Source organism: Bacillus sp. MYb78, from assembly GCF_002975115.1.
In the GTDB taxonomy this organism is placed as follows: domain Bacteria; phylum Bacillota; class Bacilli; order Bacillales; family Bacillaceae_G; genus Bacillus_A; species Bacillus_A cereus.
On the sequence record NZ_PCOB01000002.1, the window covers coordinates 399,463 to 423,272 of the forward strand.

The window sequence follows — 23,810 nt, forward strand, 5'->3', positions numbered from 1 at the left end:
GGAAACAGCAATTTTTATAATTGCTGTTTTTCTTTATGTTTAGCTACGTTCCTCCGCGGAAATACTAAGAGATAAAATATTGCGGGAGGAAATAAATAATGAGCTGGACAAATATATTTTTAGTTGTTCAACTTGTTTTTGGTGTAATTGTCGGATTATATTTCTGGCATTTACTTCGAAATCAACGAACACAAAAAGTTTCAATTGATCGAGAATCGAAAAAAGAATTAGAACAGCTTCGTAAAATGCGTGAGATTTCTTTAACAGAGCCGCTAGCAGAAAAGGTGCGTCCTACAACCTTTTTAGATATTGTAGGGCAAGAGGACGGGATTAAGTCCTTAAAAGCGGCTCTTTGTGGTCCGAATCCGCAACATGTAATCATATATGGCCCACCAGGTGTTGGGAAAACAGCGGCAGCACGTCTTGTATTAGAAGAAGCGAAACGAAATCCTAAATCTCCATTTCGTACGAATGCAACATTTATTGAACTTGATGCGACGACAGCTCGGTTTGATGAACGTGGTATCGCAGACCCTTTAATTGGTTCGGTGCATGATCCGATTTATCAAGGTGCTGGGGCGATGGGGCAAGCAGGTATTCCGCAACCGAAAAAAGGTGCTGTAACAGATGCGCATGGTGGTATTTTGTTTATTGATGAGATTGGCGAACTCCATCCGATTCAAATGAACAAAATGTTAAAGGTGTTAGAAGATCGAAAAGTATTTTTAGAAAGTGCGTACTATAGTGAAGAAAATACGATGATCCCAACATATATACATGATATTTTCCAAAAAGGCTTACCGGCAGATTTTCGCTTAGTTGGAGCAACGACACGTTCGCCAGAGGAAATTCCTCCTGCTATTCGGTCACGTTGCTTAGAAGTATTTTTCCGTGAATTAGATACGGAAGAGATTCAAAAAGTAGCGAAAAACGCCGCGGAAAAAGTGGAAATGCAAATAGGTGAAAATGGTATTGAAATGATTGGGATGTATGCAAGAAATGGACGAGAGGCGATTAATCTCGTACAAATTTCTGCTGGTATGGCGATAAATGAAGAACGTTCTTTTATTAAAGATGAAGATATAGAGTGGGTTGTTCACTCAAGTCAGCTTACGCCGAAATACGAAAAGCACATTTATCCGATTCCAAGGATTGGTCTTGTAAATGGTCTTGCTGTATACGGACCAAATACAGGTGCGTTATTAGAAATTGAAGTAACAGCAATTCCGGCGAAAGATAAAGGATCGGTAAATGTTACCGGAATTGTAGAAGAAGAAAGTATTGGTAGTCAAACGAAATCGATTCGCCGTAAAAGTATGGCAAAAGGCTCTGTTGATAATGTATTAACAGTACTTCGTTCTTTAGATGTGTTGCCAGAAGGATACGATATACATATTAATTTTCCAGGTGGTATCCCAATTGATGGACCTTCTGCAGGAATCGCTATGGCAACAGGTGTATATTCTGCGGTGCATCGCACATATGTAAATAATGAAGTAGCGATGACAGGTGAAATAAGTATACACGGAGAAGTAAAGCCTATTGGTGGCGTGTACGCAAAAATAAAAGCTGCGAAAAAAGCGGGAGCTAAGAAAGTCATTATTCCTGCTGAAAATATGCAACCATTTTTGTATACGATAAAGGGAATCGAAATTATTCCTGTCCGTAAATTAAAAGAAGTATTTGAGTTAACGTTTATGCAAGAAAATATGCATAGAGAGCTAGATGTACATACTAACGTAGACGAAACAGATGCACAATCTATGTAAAAATAAACAATAATAAAATTTGCCAGACTTCGTTTAAGTTTGTATGCTTAATCGGAGTCTTTTTTCTTTTCGTGAGGTAGAAAAACAAGCTATTTACAATTGCGAGGAATCTCAGCAATTGCATCTAGGTGTATTGTAATATAAAATAGTTGAACAGGAGTTTAATTTATTATGGAGGTGCTATGTCTAGTATGAATACGAACGAAAGAATCGTGCCCCTCCTACCATTAAGAGGCGTTCTCGTATATCCAACGATGGTTTTGCATCTTGATGTAGGACGTGATAAATCGATACAAGCACTAGAGCAGGCGGCAATGGATGAAAATATCATCTTTTTAGCAATGCAAAAAGAAATGAATATCGATGATCCGAAAGAAGATGACATATATAGTGTAGGTACAGTGGCGAAAGTAAAGCAAATGCTAAAATTGCCGAACGGTACGCTTCGTGTCCTTGTGGAAGGTTTACATAGAGCAGAAGTAATAGAGTTTATCGAAGAAGAAAATGTAGTACAAGTGTCTATTAAAACGGTAACTGAAGAAGTAGAAGATGATTTAGAAGAGAAAGCTCTTATGCGTACGTTACTGGAGCATTTCGAACAATATATTAAAGTTTCGAAAAAAGTTTCAAATGAAACATTTGCAACGGTAGCTGATGTAGAGGAACCAGGGAGATTAGCTGATTTAATTGCTTCTCACTTGCCGATTAAAACGAAGCAGAAACAAGAGATTCTAGAGATTGTATCTGTAAAAGAACGATTACATACACTTATTTCAATTATTCAAGATGAACAAGAGTTACTTAGCCTAGAAAAGAAAATTGGGCAACAAGTGAAACGTTCAATGGAGCGCACGCAAAAAGAATATTTCTTACGTGAGCAAATGAAGGCGATTCAAACTGAACTTGGCGACAAAGAAGGTAAGGGCGGAGAAGTAGAAGAACTTCGTGAAAAAATTGAACAGTCAGGAATGCCTGAAGAAACAATGAAGGCTGCGCTGAAAGAATTAGATCGTTATGAAAAGTTACCAGCAAGTTCTGCGGAGAGTGGTGTTATTCGCAATTATATTGATTGGTTATTAGCGCTTCCGTGGACAGAGGCAACAGAAGATATAATTGATCTTGCTCATTCGGAAGAGATTTTAAATAACGATCATTACGGTCTTGAAAAAGTGAAAGAGCGTGTACTTGAATATTTAGCTGTACAGAAGTTAACGAATTCATTAAAAGGACCTATCCTTTGTTTAGTAGGCCCTCCTGGGGTCGGAAAAACTTCGTTAGCGCGTTCAATTGCAACATCATTGAATCGTAACTTTGTCCGTGTATCTCTTGGTGGTGTGCGTGATGAATCTGAAATTCGTGGTCACCGCCGTACATATGTTGGAGCAATGCCAGGACGCATTATTCAAGGTATGAAAAAGGCGAAAACAGTTAATCCAGTCTTCTTATTAGATGAGATTGATAAAATGTCTAACGATTTCCGTGGAGATCCATCAGCAGCATTACTTGAAGTATTAGATCCAGAACAAAACCATAACTTCAGTGATCATTACATTGAAGAACCATATGATCTATCGAAAGTTATGTTTGTAGCAACTGCTAATACACTTTCAAGTATTCCAGGTCCATTACTTGACCGTATGGAAATCATTTCGATTGCTGGCTATACAGAACTTGAAAAAGTACACATTGCTCGTGAGCATTTATTGCCGAAACAATTAAAAGAGCATGGCTTACGAAAAGGTAATTTACAAGTACGTGATGAAGCGCTTCTTGAAATTATTCGTTATTATACACGTGAGGCTGGTGTTCGTACGCTAGAACGCCAAATTGCAAAAGTTTGCCGTAAAGTAGCGAAAATTATCGTTACAGCAGAACGTAAACGTATCGTTGTGACAGAGAAAAAGATTGTTGATTTACTTGGTAAACACATATTCCGTTATGGGCAAGCTGAAAAAACAGACCAAGTTGGTATGGCAACAGGTCTAGCTTACACAGCAGCAGGCGGCGATACACTTGCAATTGAAGTTTCTGTAGCGCCAGGAAAAGGGAAACTAATTTTAACAGGGAAACTTGGGGATGTTATGAAAGAATCAGCACAAGCTGCGTTTAGTTATATACGTTCTCGTGCAGAAGAGCTTCAGATTGATCCGAATTTCCATGAGAAAAATGATATTCATATTCATGTTCCAGAAGGAGCAGTTCCGAAAGATGGACCGTCAGCAGGTATTACGATGGCAACGGCACTTATTTCTGCACTAACAGGTATTCCTGTAAGTAAAGAAGTAGGTATGACAGGTGAAATTACACTTCGTGGTCGTGTATTACCAATTGGTGGCTTAAAAGAAAAAACATTAAGTGCTCACCGCGCAGGCTTAACAAAAATTATTTTGCCAGCAGAAAACGAGAAAGATTTAGATGATATTCCAGAGAGCGTAAAAGAAAACCTTACGTTTGTGCTTGCATCTCATTTAGATGAAGTATTGGAGCACGCATTAGTAGGAGTGAAACAATGAAAGTAACAAAAGCAGATATTGTAATTAGTGCTGTTAAACCAGAACAATATCCAGACAGTGATTTACCAGAAATTGCATTAGCAGGTCGTTCAAATGTCGGGAAGTCTTCCTTTATTAATAAAATTTTAAATCGTAAAAAGTTAGTGCGTATTTCTTCTAAACCAGGAAAAACACAAACGCTGAACTTTTTCTTGATCAATGAGATGATGCATTTTGTTGACGTTCCAGGTTATGGATATGCGAAAGTGTCTAAATCGGAGCGCGCGGCATGGGGGAAAATGATTGAAACGTACTTTACAACGCGTAAGCAATTAGACGCAGCTGTATTAGTAGTTGATTTACGTCACCAACCGACAAGTGATGACGTGATGATGTATGATTTCTTAAAGCATTATGAAATCCCAACAATTATTATTGCGACGAAAGCTGATAAAATCCCGAAAGGGAAATGGCAAAAGCATTTAAAAGTTGTAAAAGAAACGCTTGCTGTTGAAATTGGCGATGAAATCGTTCTATTCTCTTCTGAAACAGGACTTGGAAAAGAAGAAGCGTGGAAGGCAATTCATAAAATGACAAAAACAAAAAACGCGTGACGAATGTCGCGCGTTTTTTTCTTTATATAAGCTGTTAACGTACGTTTAATGTAACTTCAATATTACCTCGTGTTGCTTTAGAGTAAGGACATACACCGTGAGCCGCTTCTACAAGTTCTTGTGCTTCGCTATGTGAAACGCCAGCGACATGTACATCAAGCACGGCAGATAGGCCAAAACCACCATCTGTATCTTTTCCGATAGAAACGTGAGCGGTTACTTCTGTACTTTCTACTTTCATACGTTTTGTACGAATGACAAGTTGTAATGCACTATCGAAACAAGCTGCATAACCAGCTGCAAATAGTTGTTCTGGATTTGTTGCTTCTCCACCTGCACCACCTAGTGCTTTCGGCATTTTCACATCAAGATTTAATATGCCATCATCTGAAACTACTTTCCCATTTCTTCCACCTGTTGCTGTTACTGAAGCAGTATATAATTTATCCATATTTATTCCCCTTTTCCATCATTAATTGTTTTCATTGTTTCAATTAGTTTATTTAGTTGAATTAATAAAGAGCGATATTCTTGCTCTGTAATTCCTAAGTTTGTAGCCATCGTTGTCGGTAATGAACAAGCCTTTTCCTTTAAATCTTTGCCTTGTTCTGTTAATTCAATACAAACTTTTCGCTCGTCTTCTTTGGAACGAACACGTTTTACAAGTGTTAATGATTCCATTCGTTTTAACATAGGTGTTAACGTACCGGAATCTAAAAATAGACGTTCTCCAATTTCTTTTACTGTTAGTCCATCTTGCTCCCATAGTACGAGTAAAGTAATGTACTGGGGATACGTAATACCCATCTCTTCTAAATAAGGTCGATAAAAACGAGTAACCTCTCTAGAGCAGGCATAAATAGAAAAACAAAGTTGGTTATCTAGATGCAAAGAGTCCTCTGTCATACATAACTCCCTTCTTATTAAGTTGTGCACAATTTAATTTTGTAAAATCAATATAACGAAAAATAAATAAAATGTCAAATACATTGTATTGAGAAAGTGTCTGCTACATTTTGGAACAATCATACATATTTTCCTTCATGATGAAAGAAGATAGGAAAGATGATGTTATAATTTATATGGAATAGTTTCCATCACTTGATTATGAGGACTTTTTTTGGTAACGTACAAATAGAGTTATTAATTTATAATCATTATAAAGTAGAAGTTTTTTTATTAGTTTGCTGAATCTCCTTTATTACATACGGAGAATAATTAAAAAATAATCGGTTGTTCACACGATTGTCAGATTCATAAGAGGAAAGTTGTATTATGATAGTAGATAAAGTGATAAAACGGGTGAAGGGGGACATGCTGCGTGCATATTCTTGTTGTTAGTGTAAATTATCGAACAGCCCCTGTAGAATTTCGTGAGAAACTCACATTTCAGGCAGCAGAGCTAGAGCGAGCGATGACTACATTACAAAATCAAAAGAGCGTGTTAGAGAATGTCATTGTATCAACTTGTAATCGCACTGAGATTTATGCTGTTGTAGATCAATTACACACGGGACGGTATTATATTAAGAAATTTTTAGCTGATTGGTTTCAGCTTGAAATAGAAGAAGTCGCACCATATTTAACTATTTTTGAACAAGATGGTGCAATAGACCATTTATTCCGCGTAACGTGCGGTTTAGATTCTATGGTAGTGGGAGAAACACAGATTTTAGGCCAAATAAAAGATAGCTTTTTAGAAGCACAACAAGTTAAAGCAACAGGCACAATTTTTAATGAATTGTTTAAGCAAGTCATTACATTAGCAAAACGTGCCCACTCAGAAACAACAATTGGTGAAAGTGCGATGTCTGTTAGTTATGCTGCTGTTGAGCTTGGAAAGAAAATATTTGGCGAGTTAACAGATTGTCATGTGCTTATTCTTGGTGCTGGTAAAATGGGCGAACTTGCATTGCAAAACTTATATGGAAGTGGTGCTCGTAAAGTAACAGTTATGAATAGGACGCTTTCGAAAGCAGAAGTAATGGCTGAGAAATATATGGGATATGCAAAATCGTTAAGCGAATTACAATGTGCATTATTAGAAGCAGATATTTTAATTAGTTCAACTGGTGCATCAGAGTATGTCATTACGAAAGAGATGATGACAAAGGTGGAGAAAATGCGCTCTGGTCGTCCTTTGTTTATGGTTGACATTGCAGTGCCACGTGATATTGATCCAGCGATTGATGAGCTAGAAGGTTCTTTCTTGTATGACATTGATGATCTGCAAGGAGTAGTGGAGGCAAACCGTGCTGAGCGTTTGAAAGAAGCAGAGAAAATTCAATTTATGATTGAAGAGGAAATTGTTCTATTTAAAACGTGGTTAAGTACACTTGGTGTTGTTCCATTAATATCAGCTCTTCGTGATAAGGCACTTGCAATCCAAAGTGAAACGATGGTAAGCCTAGAGCGGAAAATACCAAACCTTAGTGATCGTGAGAAAAAAGTTATTAGTAAGCATACGAAAAGTATTATTAATCAATTATTAAAAGACCCAATTTTAGTAGCAAAAGAAATAGCTGCTGAAGAGGGAGCGAGCGAAAAACTAGCGTTATTTGCAAAGATTTTTGATTTAGAAACGGAAGAAGTAGAGAGTCGTGCGGAAGAAGTAGAACATAAAAGAGTGTGGACACCATCCGTTCCATCTTTATAATTTGGAAGGATGATCGGATGAGTTTTTTAAATAACAGTATTATTTATCATATTGCAATTATTTTATATGCTTGTAGCATTAGTTTATATTTTATAGATTATTTCCAAAGTAACCGAAAGGCGAACCGATTTGCTTTTTGGTTACTTTCGATTGTATGGGTATTGCAGTCTATTTTTATGTTGCTTAGGGCGACAGATTCAGAAACGAATCCCATTTTAACTTTATTATCAGGGATTTATTTTTATGTTTGGTTATTGATTACGATGTCGTTAGTCATAAATCGATTTATGCGCGTTGACTTTTTAGTCTTCTTTACAAATGTTGTTGCATTTGGCGTAAGCGCTTTTTCTATTTTTACACCGCTCGGAAAGATGTCGCCAGTACTTGCAGAGCAATTAGTTTCAGAACTTGTATACGTGCATGTTGGAATGGCGATTATTTCTTATGCAACGTTTACGGTATCGTTTATTTTTTCTATTATGTATTTACTGCAATATCGCCTATTAAAAAAGAAAAAGTGGAATGCGAGATTAAGAAGGTTAGGGAATTTACCGAAGCTTGAATCTACGTCTTACGGATTAAATTTATTTTCTGTTCCATTTTTCTTACTAGCAATTTTATTGGGGTGTATATGGGGATATACAAAATTGGACAATTTCCATTGGTATGATACGAAAGTAATCGGATCTTTTGTCGTTCTATTTGTGTATTGCACAGGTTTATATTTACGAGCGGCAGATGTGTTGCAAGGTAAGAAAATTGTACAGTGGAATATCGGATCGTTTCTCGTAATGCTAGTAAACATTTTTCTATTAAGCAGTTTATCCAATTTCCACTTTTGGTATTTATAATGAGGAGAGAGAATTATGCGCAAAATTATTGTAGGGTCACGAAAGAGTAAACTAGCATTAACGCAAACAAACTGGTTTATTGATCAGTTAAAAGCGCTAGGTCTACCATATGAATTTGAAGTGAAAGAAATTGTCACAAAAGGTGATGTTATTTTAGATGTTACTCTTTCAAAAGTAGGCGGAAAAGGCTTGTTCGTTAAAGAAATTGAGCATGCGTTACTTACGAAAGAAATCGATATGGCTGTACATAGTATGAAAGATATGCCGGCCGTACTTCCAGAAGGTTTAATGATTGGCTGTACACCAAAGCGTGTTGACCCTCGGGATGCTTTTATCTCAAAAAATGGAGCATCGTTTAAAGAGTTAGCGGAAGGTGCTATTTTAGGTACGAGTAGTTTAAGACGTAGTGCACAGCTACTCGCTGCGAGACCAGATTTACAAGTGAAGTGGATTCGCGGGAATATCGATACACGTTTACGTAAATTAAAAGAAGAAGATTACGATGCGATTATTTTAGCGACAGCTGGATTACAAAGAATGGGCTGGGATGATGAAGTTATTACAGAACATTTAGATGAAGCGTTATGTGTACCTGCTGTAGGACAAGGTGCATTAGCGATTGAATGTCGTGAGGATGATAAGGATTTATTGCAATTGTTATCGCATATTAATGATGCGATAACAGAAAGAACAGTGGCAGCGGAGCGAGTATTTCTTCATAAACTTGAAGGTGGATGCCAAGTTCCAATCGCTGGATATGCAACCCTTACAGAAAACGATGCAATCGAATTAACAGCTCTTGTCGGCTCTATGGATGGCTCTGTTTTATTAAAAGAGACAGTAGTGGGTACTAATCCTGAAGAAGTAGGATTAGAGGCCGCGGACCGTTTAATTAAACAAGGCGCCAAAGAACTCATTCTTGCTGCAAATAAGGAGCAACAATAAATATGAACGCTCTCGCTGGAAAAACGGTATTGATTACACGTGCCCAGCATCAAGCGAAACAAATGAGTGTAGCAGTGAAAGAAAAGAGCGGAATTCCATTGGAAATTCCGCTTTTGCGTATGGAAGGTATGTCTCATAGGCAAATTCAACATATTGAAGAGCAGCTACATTCATACGACTGGGTTATTTTTACGAGCAGAAATGGTGTAGCTTTTTTTCTAGATAGTTTAAAAAAGAAACTACCACTAACCATTAAAATCGCTGCGGTAGGTGTGAAAACAAAATTAGAGTTAGAAAAAAGGGGCTATCAAGTTCATTTTGTTCCGACTTCATTTGTTGCAGAAGCATTTGCCGAAGAGCTTCTAAAAGAATTAAATGGAAACGAACGTATTTTATTTCCAAAAGGCAATTTAGCAAGAGATGTAATACCAGTTAAACTGCGTGAAATTGGTGTTTTTCTAGATGAGTTGATCGTATACGGTACGAAAGTGAATGTAGAAAAAAAGCAAGAGCTTATAGCAGCGTTGAAGTTAGGAGAAGTAGACATTATTACATTTACGAGTCCTTCAACTGTTACTAGTTTTGTTCGTTTACTTGAGGGTGCAAACTGGAGAGAATGGACAAAAAAATGTACAATTGCTTGTATAGGACCTATTACGGAAAAAGAGGCAAGTCGTTATTTTCCGTCTGTTATTGTGCCGAAAGAGTACACTGTAGAAGCATTACTACAATGTGTTTGTGAATCTATAAAATGAAAGAATGGGGATAGAAATCTATGAACTCTTTACAATTTAATCGTCATCGTCGTTTAAGACAAAGCGGGGGCATGCGTGCGCTTGTGCGTGAAACGTTTTTACATACGGAAGATTTTATTTACCCTATTTTTGTATTAGAAGGTGAAAATGTTCGTAATGAAGTTCCTTCTATGCCAGGCGTATATCAAATGTCTTTAGATTTATTGCAAGCTGAAATGCAAGAAGTTGTTGATTTAGGTATTCGTTCTGTTATTGTATTTGGTTTACCTGCTGAAAAGGATGAAGTTGGATCATCAGCATATTGTGATCATGGAATTGTACAACGTGCTATTCAGCAAATTAAAGGTGATTTCCCTGAGCTAGTAGTAGTTGCAGACACATGTTTATGTCAATTTACAAGCCATGGTCATTGCGGTGTAATTGAAGATGGTATTATTTTAAATGACGAGTCTCTTGCAGTTCTTGCGAAAACAGCTGTAAGTCAAGCGAAAGCAGGAGCGGACATTATTGCGCCATCAAACATGATGGACGGCTTCGTAACAGCAATTCGCCATGCATTAGACGAAAATGGTTTTGGACACGTGCCAGTTATGTCGTACGCTGTGAAATATTCATCAGCATTTTATGGACCATTCCGTGATGCTGCGCACGGTGCACCGCAATTTGGTGACCGTAAAACATATCAAATGGATCCGGCAAACCGTATGGAAGCATTCCGTGAAGCAGAATCAGATGTAATGGAAGGTGCAGATTTCTTAATCGTAAAACCAGCTCTTTCTTACTTAGATATCGTTCGTGATGTGAAAAATAACTTTAATTTACCAGTTGTCGCTTATAATGTAAGTGGTGAATATTCGATGATTAAAGCGGCAGCGCAAAATGGCTGGATTAATGAAAAAGAAGTTGTTCTTGAAAAATTAATTAGTATGAAACGTGCAGGAGCAGACTTAATTATTACGTATCATGCGAAAGATGCAGCAAAATGGTTACAAGAAGGAGGCGCTAAATAATGAAAAAGTTTGATAAATCGATTGCGGCGTTTGAAGAGGCACAAGACTTAATGCCTGGTGGCGTAAATAGCCCGGTTCGTGCTTTTAAATCTGTTGGGATGAATCCGTTGTTTATGGAGCGTGGAAAAGGCTCTAAAGTATATGATATTGATGGGAATGAATACATCGACTACGTATTATCATGGGGGCCTTTAATTCATGGTCATGCAAATGATCGTGTTGTAGAAGCATTAAAATCTGTTGCTGAAAGAGGTACAAGCTTCGGTGCACCAACAGAAATTGAAAATAAATTAGCAAAACTTGTTATTGAGCGCGTGCCATCAATTGAGATTGTGCGTATGGTTAACTCTGGAACGGAAGCAACAATGAGTGCACTACGTTTAGCTCGTGGTTATACAGGTCGTAATAAAATCTTGAAATTTATTGGTTGTTACCACGGTCATGGTGATTCGCTATTAATTAAAGCTGGTTCTGGTGTGGCGACTTTAGGTTTACCAGATAGTCCTGGTGTACCAGAAGGTGTAGCGAAAAATACGATTACAGTAGCTTATAACGATTTAGAAAGCGTAAAATACGCGTTTGAACAATTCGGTGATGATATTGCTTGTGTAATTGTAGAACCAGTAGCAGGAAATATGGGGGTTGTTCCTCCGCAGCCTGGATTTTTAGAAGGTCTTCGTGAAGTAACAGAACAAAACGGTGCATTGCTTATTTTTGATGAAGTAATGACAGGGTTCCGAGTAGCTTATAATTGTGGCCAAGGTTATTATGGCGTAACACCTGATTTAACATGCTTAGGTAAAGTAATCGGTGGTGGTTTACCAGTAGGAGCATACGGTGGTAAAGCAGAAATTATGCGCCAAGTTGCACCAAGCGGACCGATTTACCAAGCTGGTACTTTATCAGGTAATCCACTTGCAATGGCAGCAGGTTATGAAACGTTAGTACAGTTAACGCCAGAATCATATGTAGAATTTGAGCGTAAAGCTGAAATGTTGGAAGCTGGATTACGTAAAGCAGCTGAAAAACATGGCATTCCACATCGTATTAACCGTGCAGGTTCTATGATTGGTATTTTCTTTACAGATGAGCCCGTTATTAATTACGATGCAGCAAAATCTTCAAACTTAGAATTCTTTGCGGCTTACTATCGTGAAATGGTAGAACAAGGTGTATTCTTACCGCCATCTCAATTCGAAGGTTTATTCTTATCGACAGCACATAGTGACGCAGATATTGAGGCGACGATTGCAGCAGCTGAAATTGCAATGTCAAAATTAAAATAATGTATTAGAGAAAAATCGCTCTCCATAAGGGGAGCGATTTTTTTTTATTCATAAAGTAAGCTTTCCCTACATAAATCTGTAATGACATATAGTTTGGGAGGGGGAAAAGAAGTGGCTGCAGATCATTCGTTACGATTTTCATTAAAAGAATCTGTTTGGTTCCAAAAGGGACAGGAAGTCGATGAACTTTTGTCAATTTCGTTAGATCCAGACGTTGAGATAGAAGAGCTTGATCATGAAGTAATCGTGAGAGGGCAATTAGATTTAACGGGAGAGTATGTTGCACGAAAAGATGATTCGGCGTATTCATTAAGAGAACTATCGCCAGCAAAGTCAATTGATTATGTAGAAACAAGGGAAGATGGGGTTAATGAACTTGTTCATTCCTTTCCGCTTGAAATATCAATTCCGAGAAATCGAGTGAAAGTAATTGAAGAGCTATATGTATCAATTGAGGAATTTGATTATGAATTAAAGGAAAATGGTTGCTTACAATTATTAGCGGATATATCTATTACCGGTTTGTGTGATGAAGAGAGAAACGAGGATGAAGCTGAAGAGGAAGAAACGGTGTATGCCGAGTTAGAAGAAGATTCAGCGCAAGAGGATGAAAATAGACCGGCGCCGCATGTAGAAGAACCAGCATATAAGGAATCAGATGAGTGGGAAGATTACGCATTTGAACCGTTCCAATTAGAGGAAAGAAAAGAGCAGGAATTAGAAGAAGAGAAGATAGAGGAACATGAATTTGTGGAGCGTGAAGAGGAGCAAGAAACAACGCCGCAATTTGAATTGTTTGGGCGAAAAGATTTCAAGAAAGAAAAAGCGAAAAAGCAGGAAGAACAAGAAGAAGAGTACTCACAGCGAGATGAAAATGCGCTTTATTTAACAAAACTATTTACGAAAGAACCGGAAGAAGAATTTACAAAGTTAAGAATGTATTTCGTGCAAGAAGGGGATACAATTGAATCTATTGCAGAACGTTATGAAACGTCTGTGCAAAATGTGTGCCGTGTCAATCAAACAGAAGATATATTTTTAAATACGGGGCAAATTATTTATATTCCCGTTTCAAGGGTAAAGGCGAAATAAGGAAGTGAGTGTTTTCACTCGCTTCTTTTCTTAGAGGCTATGTTTTGAATAGAAAGGGTTATTCGTATGGATATTGAATTACGAAATCACTATGAACCTATCGTGAGGCAATATAGATTGGATACGCAGCATATGGAAGAGCACGGAAGCGTAATGAAAATTTATACGAATCAAGGTCCATATGCACTCAAGAAAATAGAAGGCAGAAAGTTAGAGCGGAATAATTTTCTGCATCATATTCAATATTTGAAGGAGAAAGGTTTTTCAAATTATGTACCTATATACCACGCGACGGATGGAAATTATATTTTAAGTGACGGGACGTATAATTATTATTTAATGCCTTGGTTAGAACGTGCAGAAGGAAACGGCGAGGATAATGATCAATACCATAAAATGTTTCAGACACTTGGAACGTTGCATCAAAAAACTGTGAAGGAAGAAACATATACGGAAGAAGATTTAGAAAAACATTATACAACTATATCCGATCGCTGGGAAAATGATGGTGAGATGTTAGAAGAGTTTCTCGTAGAATCTGAATCAAAATGGTATATGTCCCCGTTTGAATTACAATATTGTACGTACTATCATCATGTAATGAGAGCGCGTGAATTTGCAACGAAGCAATTAAATGAGTGGAACGATGCGATGAAAGAAAAAGAGAAAACACGTATTACTTTTGTGCATGGTAACGTTTCACTTAATCATTTTTTATTTGACTATGAGCGAAATGGCTATTTTATTAGTTTGGAAAAATCGAAGTTTGCAACGCCTGTGCAAGATATAGTAGGTTTTTATTCACGGTCTTTAAACACATATCCAATCGCAAGAAGTGATCGGTTTGAATGGTTTCAAATGTATCAAAAAAATTTCCCTTTTACGAAAGAAGAGCAACTACTTATGTTTGCGTATATGACGTATCCATCGCAATTTATTCGGCAAATCCAGTCTTATAAGAAAAGAAGAGATAATCGCAACGAGGAAAATGAACTGCGCGGAGTAAAGAGTTTGCAACAATCGCATTGGCTCGTTAGCAATATAGAATATTTCCTGTCACAATTACAAGCTGCCCAGCAAGGGAACGGGTAAAGTAAAACTTTAATCAGCGGGTGGCTCCAACCTAACTTCTTTGTTTTAGCTGAATTTTGAGGTGGGGTCTTATTGCCCGCAAATAGCGGGATAAAGAAGATAAGTAGAGAATGCTACTTATCTTCTTTATATTCACCCGAAAAGTCATAGTTTTAAATTTATCTTGACGAATAAGGTTTCGTTTTTTACACTATTGTATATAATAATTAACAATCATATAAATGCCTTGAAGGGGAAGAGTATAACATGAAACGTCTTCAGAGAGGAGAATCAGTAGCTGGGAGATTCTCTAGATAGTTATGTTAGAAGGTAGCCCTGGAGCATCTTTTCTGAACAGAATAGTTCTCATTAGGAAAAGACGGATTTGTCCGTTATCAAATTAAGAGTATAAGCAAATTATGAATTTGTTTGTAAATAAAGGTGGTACCGCGATGTCCCTCGTCCTTTTTGGATGAGGGACATTTTTTATTTTAAGGAGGGAAAATAATGTCAAACACGGAAAAGAATTTACCAACTAAATATGATCATATGTCCGTTGAAGAAGGTCTTTATCAATGGTGGCTTGAAGGCAAATATTTTGAAGCAACAGGAGACGAGAAGAAACAACCGTATACAATTGTAATTCCACCTCCGAACGTAACTGGTAAGTTACACTTAGGTCATGCTTGGGATACAACTCTTCAAGATATTTTAACTCGTACGAAGCGTATGCAAGGTTACGATGTGCTATGGCTTCCAGGAATGGACCATGCTGGTATCGCAACACAAGCGAAAGTAGAAGGAAAACTTCGTGAAGAAGGTATTTCACGTTACGATCTTGGCCGTGAGAAATTCCTTGAAAAAGCTTGGGAGTGGAAAGAAGAGTACGCTTCTCACATTCGTCAACAATGGGGGAAAGTCGGTTTAGGACTAGACTATTCTCGCGAACGTTTCACATTAGACGAAGGTTTATCTGATGCGGTTAATAAAGTATTCGTTCAATTATACGAAAAAGGCTTAATTTACCGCGGTGAATATATTATTAACTGGGATCCAGCAACACGCACAGCTCTTTCTGATATTGAAGTAATTCATAAAGAAGTTCAAGGTGCATTCTACCATATGAACTATCCGTTAACAGACGGTTCAGGTCACATTCGCCTTGCTACTACTCGTCCAGAAACGATGCTTGGTGATACAGCGGTAGCAGTTCATCCAGAAGATGATCGTTACAAACATTTAATCGGAAAAACAGTTACACTTCCAATCGTAGGCCGTGAGATTCCGATTATTGCTGATGAGTACGTAGAAAAAGACTTCGGAACAGGTGTTGTAAAAATTACACCAGCTCATGACCCGAACGACTTTGAAGTAGGTAACCGTCATGACTTACCACGCATCTTAGTAATGAACGAAGATGGATCGATGAACGAAAAAGCTGGTAAATATAACGGTATGGATCGTTTCGAATGCCGTAAAGAATTAGTGAAGGACTTACAAGAAGCTGGCGTATTAGTAGAAATCGAGCCACATATGCATTCAGTAGGTCATAGTGAGCGTAGCGGTGCAGTTGTTGAGCCTTACTTATCAACACAATGGTTCGTAAAAATGGCTCCACTTGCTGAAAAAGCAGTAGCGCTTCAACAAAAAGAAGAAGAAAAAGTAACGTTCGTACCAGAGCGTTTTGAAAACACATATTTACGTTGGATGGAAAATATTCATGACTGGTGTATTTCTCGTCAATTATGGTGGGGACACCGTATTCCAGCTTGGTACCATAAAGAAACTGGTGAAGTATACGTAGGTACAGAAGCACCAGCAGATATTGAAAACTGGAATCAAGATAACGACGTACTTGATACATGGTTCAGTTCAGCGCTATGGCCATTCTCAACACTTGGTTGGCCAAATGAAGATTCAGCAGACTTCAAACGTTACTATTCAACAGATGCACTAGTAACGGGTTATGACATCATCTTCTTCTGGGTATCTCGTATGATTTTCCAAGGTTTAGAGTTTACAGGCGAGCGTCCATTTAAAGATGTATTAATTCACGGTTTAGTTCGTGATGAGCAAGGTCGTAAGATGAGTAAATCTCTTGGTAACGGTATTGACCCAATGGATGTTATCGAGAAGTACGGTGCAGATGCAATGCGCTATTTCTTATCAACAGGAAGTGCACCAGGTCAAGATTTACGTTTCAGCATGGAAAAAGTAGAATCTACTTGGAACTTCATTAATAAAATTTGGAACGCATCACGTTTCGTATTAATGAACATGGATGATATGAAGTATGAAGAAATCGATTTAACTGGTGAAAAATCAGTTGCAGATAAGTGGATCTTAACTCGCTTAAACGAAACAATCGAGAGTGTAACACGTAACATGGATAAATATGAGTTCGGTGAAGCTGGTCGTTCATTATACAACTTCATTTGGGATGATTTCTGTGACTGGTACATTGAGATGGCGAAACTTCCACTATACGGTGAAGATGAAGCAGCTAAGAAAACGACTCGTTCTATTTTAGCTTACGTATTAGATCAAACAATGCGTCTATTACACCCATTCATGCCATTCGTAACAGAGAAGATTTGGCAACATTTACCGCATGAAGGCGAGTCTATTACAGTAGCTGCGTGGCCAACAGTTCGCGAAGATTTACAAGATACGGAAGCTGCGGCAGAAATGCACCTTCTAGTTGATATCATTCGCTCTGTTCGTAACATTCGTGCAGAAGTAAATACACCAATGAGCAAAAAAGTTCAAATGCAAATTAAAGCAAAAGATGAGGCTGTACTTGCTCAACTTACGAAAAATAGCTCTTACATTGAGCGTTTCTGTAACCCAAGCGAATTAACAATTCAAACGGACTTACAAGCGCCAGAAAAAGCAATGACTGCAATCGTATCAGGTGCAGAGTTATTCTTACCGTTAGCTGATCTTATCAATCTTGATGAAGAGAGAGCTCGTCTTGAGAAAGAACTTGAGAAGTTCGATAAAGAAGTAGAACGTGTACAGAAGAAACTTTCTAACCAAGGTTTCGTAGCGAAAGCTCCTGCAGCGGTTATTGAAGGAGAGCGTGCGAAAGAGCAAGATTACCTAGAAAAACGCGAAGCAGTTCGTCAACGTCTAGCAGATCTTGAAAAGTAAAAATATTTTTAGAGACTCACTATATTGGTGAGTCTCTTTTCTTTGCGTATAATAGAACTATGAAAGTTGTCTTTTGAAAGGGGAAAAGCATACGTGATACATACATACGAAGAAGCGATAGGATGGATTCATAGCCGATTGAAATTTGGTATTAAACCAGGATTAGAAAGAATGAATTGGATGCTAGAAGAGCTCGGAAATCCAGAGCGTCATATAAAATGTATTCATCTTGCTGGTACAAATGGAAAAGGTTCAACGTTAACATATATGCGTTACATGTTAGAAGGCGCGAAATATAAGGTAGGAACGTTTACCTCTCCTTACATCGAAACATTTAATGAACGCATTAGTGTGAATGGAACACCAATTGCAGATGAAGAGATTACTGAACTCGTAAAGATGGTAAAACCAGTCGTGGAAAAACTAGATGAAACGGATTTAGGGGAAGCGACTGAGTTTGAAATTATTACTGTTATGGCAATTTGCTATTTCGGTAAAGTCAATTTCTGTGATGTTGTTTTATTTGAAACAGGGCTCGGTGGACGTTTTGATTCTACCAATGTTATACACCCTGTTCTCACGATTATTACGAATATCGGTCACGATCATATGCATATTTTAGGGAATACACTAGGAGAAATTGCATATGAAAAGGCGGGGATTATTAAGTCTGGTGTGCCGGTAATTACTGGTGTAAAAGATGAAGAAGCTTTGCAAGTCATTCAAAATGTTGCACAGGAAAACCATGCAAACTTATACGAACTTGGCAAGCATTTTACAGCGTTACATAAACAGTCTAACGAAGATGGGGAACAGTTTGATTTTACTTGTCCTTTTACCGCATTTGAAGATTTGCAAATCTCAATGAAAGGTATTCATCAAGTAGGAAATGCAGCGCTAGCACTTATGGCAGTAATGTATGTAAAAACATATTTATCATTTTTAATTGAGGAAGAGGGAATAAGAACGGGATTACGGGAAGCGTATTGGATTGGGCGCTTTGAAAAGCTACAAAGTAACCCGGATATTATTATAGATGGTGCTCATAATCCAGAAGGTATCGAAAGCCTTGTGAAAACAGTAGCAGCGCATTACAAAGATAAAAATGTAATAGTTTTATTTACTGCCCTTGGTGATAAACAATTGCATAACATGGTAGGCCGATTAGAAACCATTGCAGATGAAATGATTTTTACAACATTCGCCTTTGATCGTGCTATTTCTGCAGACAAGCTTGCATCATATTCACAAAAAGAATCAAAATTAGTTTTTGAAAATTGGAAAGAGGCAATTGATACAAAAGTTGAAATGATAGGGGAAAATGATGTTTTTATCATAACAGGTTCTCTTTATTTCATTTCTGAAGTTCGAAAATATATTCGAGAGAAAAACTAGATAGTCTTTGCTATCTAGTTTTTTGTTCTACAAATGAAGTCAAATGCATACATATAAGATAAATATATAGGGTTATTTGGCGAATTCCTCTGACAAATATCTCGTTTTTTTGTGAAATGAATATGATATGATGCGGACAACGATAAGAGGTGAGGTGTGAGTGTATGGACAAGCAATCACGAACGATCTCAGTGAAAGTGAATGGAACAGAAGCGAAGTATGAGGAAAAGAAGAAAGATGAATTTGAATGGATGGTAGTAGAAAGTGAACGACCTAAAAATGTTGTTCCGTTTCAAAAAGCGAAATCAGTGTCTGTGGAAAAATACCGAAAGAAGTGGAGTAATACATTAATTGCGATCGTTGCAACCGCAATTATTATCGGTACGACGTTTGGAATGGGGATGCTTCATTTACTTACTGGACAAGGAACAACAGGAGGAAGTGAAGTAACTGCTTCAAGGCCGACTGGAAATGGAGAATCAAAGGTGGGTGGAACGGCAGAACAAACACCAGCACCGAAAGAAGAAAAACAAAAGGCGCAGACAGGAACGTCATTGGATCCGATGAAATTATTCTTTGTTCAAGGGGGGCTTTATTCTTCTGAAGAAAAGGGACAGGCAGCTCTTGAAGAATGGAAAGGCAATGGGGGCATTGGTGCTTTGAGACCGAGCGGGGATAAGTATGCAATAGTTGTTGGTATTACTAGCGATGAACAGGCTATAAATCAATTAATGACTAAGTATAAAAATGATGGTGTCTCCGTTTTAAAAAAGAACTGGGATATAACAGATAAAGCATTGCTGAAAGATGATAAAGAAGTAGGAACATTTTTAACAAAAGTGCAGCCATTATATACTCATTTAGCAAAATATGCTTCTAGCGTACAAGTTGGTGGAAAAAGCAGCGCAAAAGATATAGAAGTGATTGAAAAAGAATGGAAAGCGATTGAAAAAGAAGGGAAAAGTATGAAGCGAGAAGAAGCAAAGAAACTGTATATGTATACGTCGGTAGCTGTACAAACAGTAAAAGATGGGAAAATGGATAAGGAATCTTTGGCGAAATTAAATCAAGTTATTATTGATGGCTTACTCTCGTATGAAAAAATTGTTTCGTAGAAAGTGAAATGATAGGATAATAAAATGAGTAAGAAAGAAGTACATGTACTTCTTTCTTTTCTTTTGAATTTAGAGCAAAGTGCTTTCTCTATGACAGGAATATAATCGTATGCAATAAAGAAGTGTTATTTTTAGTTAGAGAAATTAATATTTCTTTCATTTGTGGGCAAACTATTCCTTTGATACGATTGATATAAATTGTTCTGCTTCATGTGAGAAAGGAAGGAGAAAATATGAAAAAAATAATTTTAGCTTCAGGGTCACCTCGGAGGAAGGAATTGCTTGAGTTAGCTAGCGTACCATTTGAAATCGTTGTAAGTGAAGTAGAGGAAACAATTGGTGCATATTCATCGCCTTCTGATATTGTAATGTCGCTTGCCTTGCAAAAAGCATCAGCGGTTGCAGAAAACAATAGTGATTACATTGTGTTAGGTGCAGATACAATTGTTACATATGAGTCGCGTATCCTTGGTAAGCCTTCTAATAAGGATGAGGCGAAAGAGATGTTACAATTACTATCTGGGAAAACACATGAAGTGTATACAGGTGTTGCGATTATATCAAAAGAAAAAACGGTTACTTTTTATGAGCGTACAGAAGTTACGTTTTGGGAATTAACAGAAGAGGAAATTGATACATACGTCGCGTCAAAAGAACCTCTTGATAAAGCAGGTAGTTATGGGATTCAAGGTAAAGGGTCTATTTTCGTTCAACATATTCAAGGGGACTACTATAGTGTAGTTGGCTTACCAATTGCACGTCTCGTTCGAGAATTAAAACAATTTGATATTGATGTAACCCATGCGTAAAATTGCATGGGGTTTTCTTTGAGAGAACAAATAAAGGGGTGGAGAGATGAACGGTATTCGTGATGTTGTAAGAGAAGAACAACCACGGGAGCGTTTATTGTTAGAAGGTGCTGGAAGTTTATCAAATCGAGAGCTCCTCGCAGTGTTACTCAGAACAGGTTCTAAAGAAGAAACAGTTTTAAAGTTGTCAGATAAAATTTTACACCAATTTGATGGCTTACGTATGTTGAAAGATGCAACATTAGAAGAGCTAATTAGTATACATGGTATTGGGATTTCAAAGGCATCGCAACTTATGGCAGCCTTTGAGCTAGGCAGAAGAATGGTACGTTTAGAATATCAAAATAGATATAGTATTCGAAGTCCAGAAGATTGTGCAAAATACATGATGGAAGAAATGCGCTTTTTACAACAAGAGCATTTTGTTTGTTTATATTTAAATACAAAAAATCAAGTTATACATAGGCAAACGATCTTTATTGGAAGTTTAAACACGTCAATTGTACACCCAAGGGAAGTTTTTAAAGAAGCCTTCCGTCGTGCAGCAGCCTCTATCATATGTCTTCATAACCATCCCTCAGGAGATCCCACGCCGAGCCGTGAAGATATTGAAGTAACCAAACGCTTAGTAGAATGCGGCCAGATTATCGGAATTGAAGTGCTTGATCATATTATAATAGGTGACCATAAATTCGTGAGTTTAAAGGAAAAAGGTCATATTTAAGACTATGCTTTTTACTTATTTTGTTTTATAATGTGATTTATGAGTTTTTTGTAGAAATTTATCTACAAAAAGGATAAAGATATAAAAAACGTACTGTTTTTATAATATAAAGTAAGAAAAAATGAGTCCGTGAAAACAAGAAAGGAAGATAAATAATATGTTTGGATTTGGTGGATTTACTCGCGATCTTGGAATAGACTTAGGAACTGCGAACACGCTTGTATATGTAAAAGGAAAAGGTGTAGTTTTACGTGAACCTTCAGTAGTTGCGTTACAAACTGATACGAAACAAATCGTTGCTGTAGGTAGCGATGCAAAACAAATGATTGGTCGTACACCAGGGAACGTTGTGGCACTTCGCCCGATGAAAGACGGTGTAATTGCTGATTATGAAACAACTGCAACAATGATGAAATATTACATTCAACAAGCTCAAAAATCAAACGGTTTCTTCTCACGTAAGCCGTATGTAATGGTATGTGTACCATCTGGTATTACAGCTGTAGAAAGACGTGCAGTAATCGATGCGACTCGTCAAGCGGGTGCTCGTGATGCTTATCCTATCGAAGAGCCATTTGCAGCAGCAATTGGTGCAAACTTACCTGTTTGGGAACCAACTGGTAGTATGGTTGTTGATATCGGTGGTGGTACAACAGAAGTTGCAATTATTTCTTTAGGTGGTATTGTAACAAGCCAGTCAGTTCGTGTTGCTGGTGATGATATGGACGATTCAATCATTCAGTACATTAAGAAAAGCTATAACTTAATGATTGGTGAAAGAACAGCTGAAGCATTAAAATTAGAAATTGGTTCTGCAGGCGAGCCAGAAGGTATCGAGCCTATGGAAATTCGCGGTCGTGATTTAGTAAGTGGTTTACCAAAAACAGTACTAATTCAGCCAGAAGAAATTGCAGATGCATTAAAAGATACAGTAGATGCGATTGTAGAATCAGTTAAAAATACGTTAGAAAAAACGCCACCTGAATTAGCGGCTGATATTATGGACCGCGGTATCGTATTAACAGGCGGCGGGGCATTACTACGTAATTTAGATAAAGTAATTAGTGAAGAAACGAAAATGCCAGTTCTTGTTGCAGAAGATCCATTAGATTGCGTAGCAATTGGAACAGGTAAAGCATTAGACAATATCGATCTTTTCAAAACTGCTGCTCGATAATATTGCAAAATAAAAATCAGTGAAATTAAGAGGGTGTGAACGTGCCACAGTTTTTCTTAAACAAAAGATTAATTGTTTTGTTGGTTAGTATTATTCTTCTCGTGGCATTGATTGGAATCTCATTGAAAGAACGGAACAGTTTAACATGGCCAGAGCAGTTTGTTAAAGACACTGTCGGTGTTGTAGAACGTGTATTCCAAAAGCCAGCGAAATACGTAGCTGGATTCTTCGAAAATGTAGATGATGTAAAGCGCACGTATGAAGAGAATAAAGAATTAAAAGCAAAATTAGATAATTATGCAGGTCTATCAGGGAAAGTAAAACAACTAGAAGATGATAACAAGAAGCTACAAGAGCTAACTGGTAAAAAAGAGTTAAATAGCGGGTATACTGAAATTCCAGCTACTGTTGTTTCTCGTAATCCAGATAAATGGTACGATTTAATTGGAATTGATAAAGGGGCACAGCAAGGAATTAAAAAAGATATGGCTGTAGTAACTTCACAAGGGTTAGTTGGAAGAGTGAAAAGTGTATCTCAGTTTACATCATCAGTAGAATTACTAAGTTCTATGAGCCGAACAAATCGCGTTTCTGCTATTGTACAAGGGCAAGAGAAAATCTTTGGTTTGATTGAAGGTTATGACAAAGAAAAACAATTACTTCTTTTCACAAAGATTGGCTCTGATGCACCGGTAGAAAAAGATCAACTAGTTGTAACATCTGGACTTGGTGATATTTTCCCGAAAGGTCTTGTAATTGGAAAAATCGTTGATGTTCAGCCGGATGCATATGGCTTAACAAAAACAGCTTATGTAAAACCTGCCGCTGATTTAAATGACGTAGAGCATATTACGGTTGCTAAACGTGCAACACCTTCAGCGCCATTAGAATAGGAG

20 protein-coding genes and 1 other annotated feature are annotated in these 23,810 nt (G+C 37.5%); of the genes, 18 read left to right on the forward strand and 2 right to left on the reverse strand.

What is annotated here, in order from left to right:
* The first annotated feature begins 98 nt into the window (after positions 1-98).
* The 3 genes from lonB to ysxC all read left to right on the forward strand — a co-directional run bounded on the left by lonB (position 99) and on the right by ysxC (position 4,875).
* Positions 99-1,769: an ATP-dependent protease LonB gene (lonB, locus tag CQ064_RS06060; RefSeq protein WP_000119173.1), complete on the forward strand. Its 1,671-nt coding sequence runs from the start codon at positions 99-101 to the stop codon at positions 1,767-1,769.
* A gap of 182 nt (positions 1,770-1,951) precedes the next feature.
* Entirely contained in the window at positions 1,952-4,282 is a 2,331-nt protein-coding gene (gene lon, locus CQ064_RS06065; RefSeq protein WP_000097288.1) for an endopeptidase La, read from the forward strand.
* Entirely contained in the window at positions 4,279-4,875 is a 597-nt protein-coding gene (gene ysxC / locus CQ064_RS06070; RefSeq protein WP_000869118.1) for a ribosome biogenesis GTP-binding protein YsxC, read from the forward strand. Before lon ends, ysxC begins: the two co-directional genes overlap by 4 nt.
* A gap of 34 nt (positions 4,876-4,909) precedes the next feature.
* Here the strand turns inward: ysxC and CQ064_RS06075 are convergent, their stop codons facing one another.
* On the reverse strand, positions 4,910-5,326 hold the full coding sequence (locus tag CQ064_RS06075) for an organic hydroperoxide resistance protein (RefSeq protein ID WP_000359774.1): 417 nt from the start codon (positions 5,324-5,326) through the stop codon (positions 4,910-4,912).
* Positions 5,327-5,328: 2 nt separating this feature from the next.
* Entirely contained in the window at positions 5,329-5,781 is a 453-nt protein-coding gene (locus tag CQ064_RS06080; RefSeq protein ID WP_000133921.1) for a MarR family winged helix-turn-helix transcriptional regulator, read from the reverse strand.
* 415 nt (positions 5,782-6,196) lie between these two features.
* On the opposite strand from CQ064_RS06080, the gene hemA reads away from it, so the two are divergent.
* The 15 genes from hemA (at position 6,197) to mreC (ending at position 23,807) form a co-directional block, all read left to right on the forward strand.
* Complete coding sequence (gene hemA, locus CQ064_RS06085) at positions 6,197-7,531, forward strand: glutamyl-tRNA reductase (RefSeq protein ID WP_000547870.1); 1,335 nt, start codon at positions 6,197-6,199, stop codon at positions 7,529-7,531.
* A 17-nt stretch (positions 7,532-7,548) separates the two neighbouring features.
* Complete coding sequence (locus CQ064_RS06090) at positions 7,549-8,382, forward strand: cytochrome c biogenesis protein (RefSeq protein ID WP_000009005.1); 834 nt, start codon at positions 7,549-7,551, stop codon at positions 8,380-8,382.
* 15 nt (positions 8,383-8,397) lie between these two features.
* Positions 8,398-9,327, forward strand: coding sequence for a hydroxymethylbilane synthase (gene hemC, locus CQ064_RS06095; RefSeq protein WP_001226397.1), 930 nt, complete (start codon positions 8,398-8,400; stop codon positions 9,325-9,327).
* A gap of 2 nt (positions 9,328-9,329) precedes the next feature.
* Positions 9,330-10,082, forward strand: coding sequence for a uroporphyrinogen-III synthase (gene hemD, locus CQ064_RS06100; RefSeq protein WP_000992351.1), 753 nt, complete (start codon positions 9,330-9,332; stop codon positions 10,080-10,082).
* A gap of 20 nt (positions 10,083-10,102) precedes the next feature.
* On the forward strand, positions 10,103-11,092 hold the full coding sequence (gene hemB / locus CQ064_RS06105; RefSeq protein ID WP_001087064.1) for a porphobilinogen synthase: 990 nt from the start codon (positions 10,103-10,105) through the stop codon (positions 11,090-11,092).
* Entirely contained in the window at positions 11,092-12,378 is a 1,287-nt protein-coding gene (hemL, locus tag CQ064_RS06110; RefSeq protein ID WP_000712946.1) for a glutamate-1-semialdehyde 2,1-aminomutase, read from the forward strand. Before hemB ends, hemL begins: the two co-directional genes overlap by 1 nt.
* Positions 12,379-12,459: 81 nt before the next feature.
* Positions 12,460-13,470: a stage VI sporulation protein D gene (gene spoVID / locus CQ064_RS06115; protein WP_003271973.1), complete on the forward strand. Its 1,011-nt coding sequence runs from the start codon at positions 12,460-12,462 to the stop codon at positions 13,468-13,470.
* A 66-nt stretch (positions 13,471-13,536) separates the two neighbouring features.
* A complete protein-coding gene (ysxE, locus tag CQ064_RS06120; protein WP_000350660.1) occupies positions 13,537-14,562 on the forward strand; it encodes a spore coat protein YsxE in 1,026 nt (341 codons plus the stop codon).
* Positions 14,563-14,779: 217 nt separating this feature from the next.
* Positions 14,780-15,011 (forward strand) — a binding site (T-box leader).
* A 37-nt stretch (positions 15,012-15,048) separates the two neighbouring features.
* A complete protein-coding gene (locus tag CQ064_RS06125; RefSeq protein WP_000072222.1) occupies positions 15,049-17,694 on the forward strand; it encodes a valine--tRNA ligase in 2,646 nt (881 codons plus the stop codon).
* 93 nt (positions 17,695-17,787) lie between these two features.
* Positions 17,788-19,089 (forward strand): bifunctional folylpolyglutamate synthase/dihydrofolate synthase, encoded by a 1,302-nt coding sequence (locus tag CQ064_RS06130; RefSeq protein WP_000582038.1) that lies wholly within the window; start codon positions 17,788-17,790, stop codon positions 19,087-19,089.
* Between the two features lie 164 nt (positions 19,090-19,253).
* Positions 19,254-20,204 carry a hypothetical protein gene (locus CQ064_RS06135; RefSeq protein WP_000361017.1) on the forward strand — a complete coding sequence of 317 codons (951 nt, stop codon included), beginning with the start codon at positions 19,254-19,256 and terminating at the stop codon, positions 20,202-20,204.
* A gap of 233 nt (positions 20,205-20,437) precedes the next feature.
* Complete coding sequence (locus CQ064_RS06145; RefSeq protein WP_000720495.1) at positions 20,438-21,013, forward strand: Maf family protein; 576 nt, start codon at positions 20,438-20,440, stop codon at positions 21,011-21,013.
* A gap of 46 nt (positions 21,014-21,059) precedes the next feature.
* A complete protein-coding gene (radC, locus tag CQ064_RS06150) occupies positions 21,060-21,737 on the forward strand; it encodes a DNA repair protein RadC (protein ID WP_001013391.1) in 678 nt (225 codons plus the stop codon).
* A 157-nt stretch (positions 21,738-21,894) separates the two neighbouring features.
* A complete protein-coding gene (mreB, locus tag CQ064_RS06155; protein WP_000466736.1) occupies positions 21,895-22,914 on the forward strand; it encodes a cell shape-determining protein MreB in 1,020 nt (339 codons plus the stop codon).
* A gap of 41 nt (positions 22,915-22,955) precedes the next feature.
* The gene (gene mreC / locus CQ064_RS06160) at positions 22,956-23,807 is read left to right on the forward strand and encodes a rod shape-determining protein MreC (protein ID WP_001135472.1); all 852 of its coding nucleotides are present in this window, start codon (positions 22,956-22,958) and stop codon (positions 23,805-23,807) included.
* The last annotated feature ends 3 nt before the right edge of the window (positions 23,808-23,810 follow it).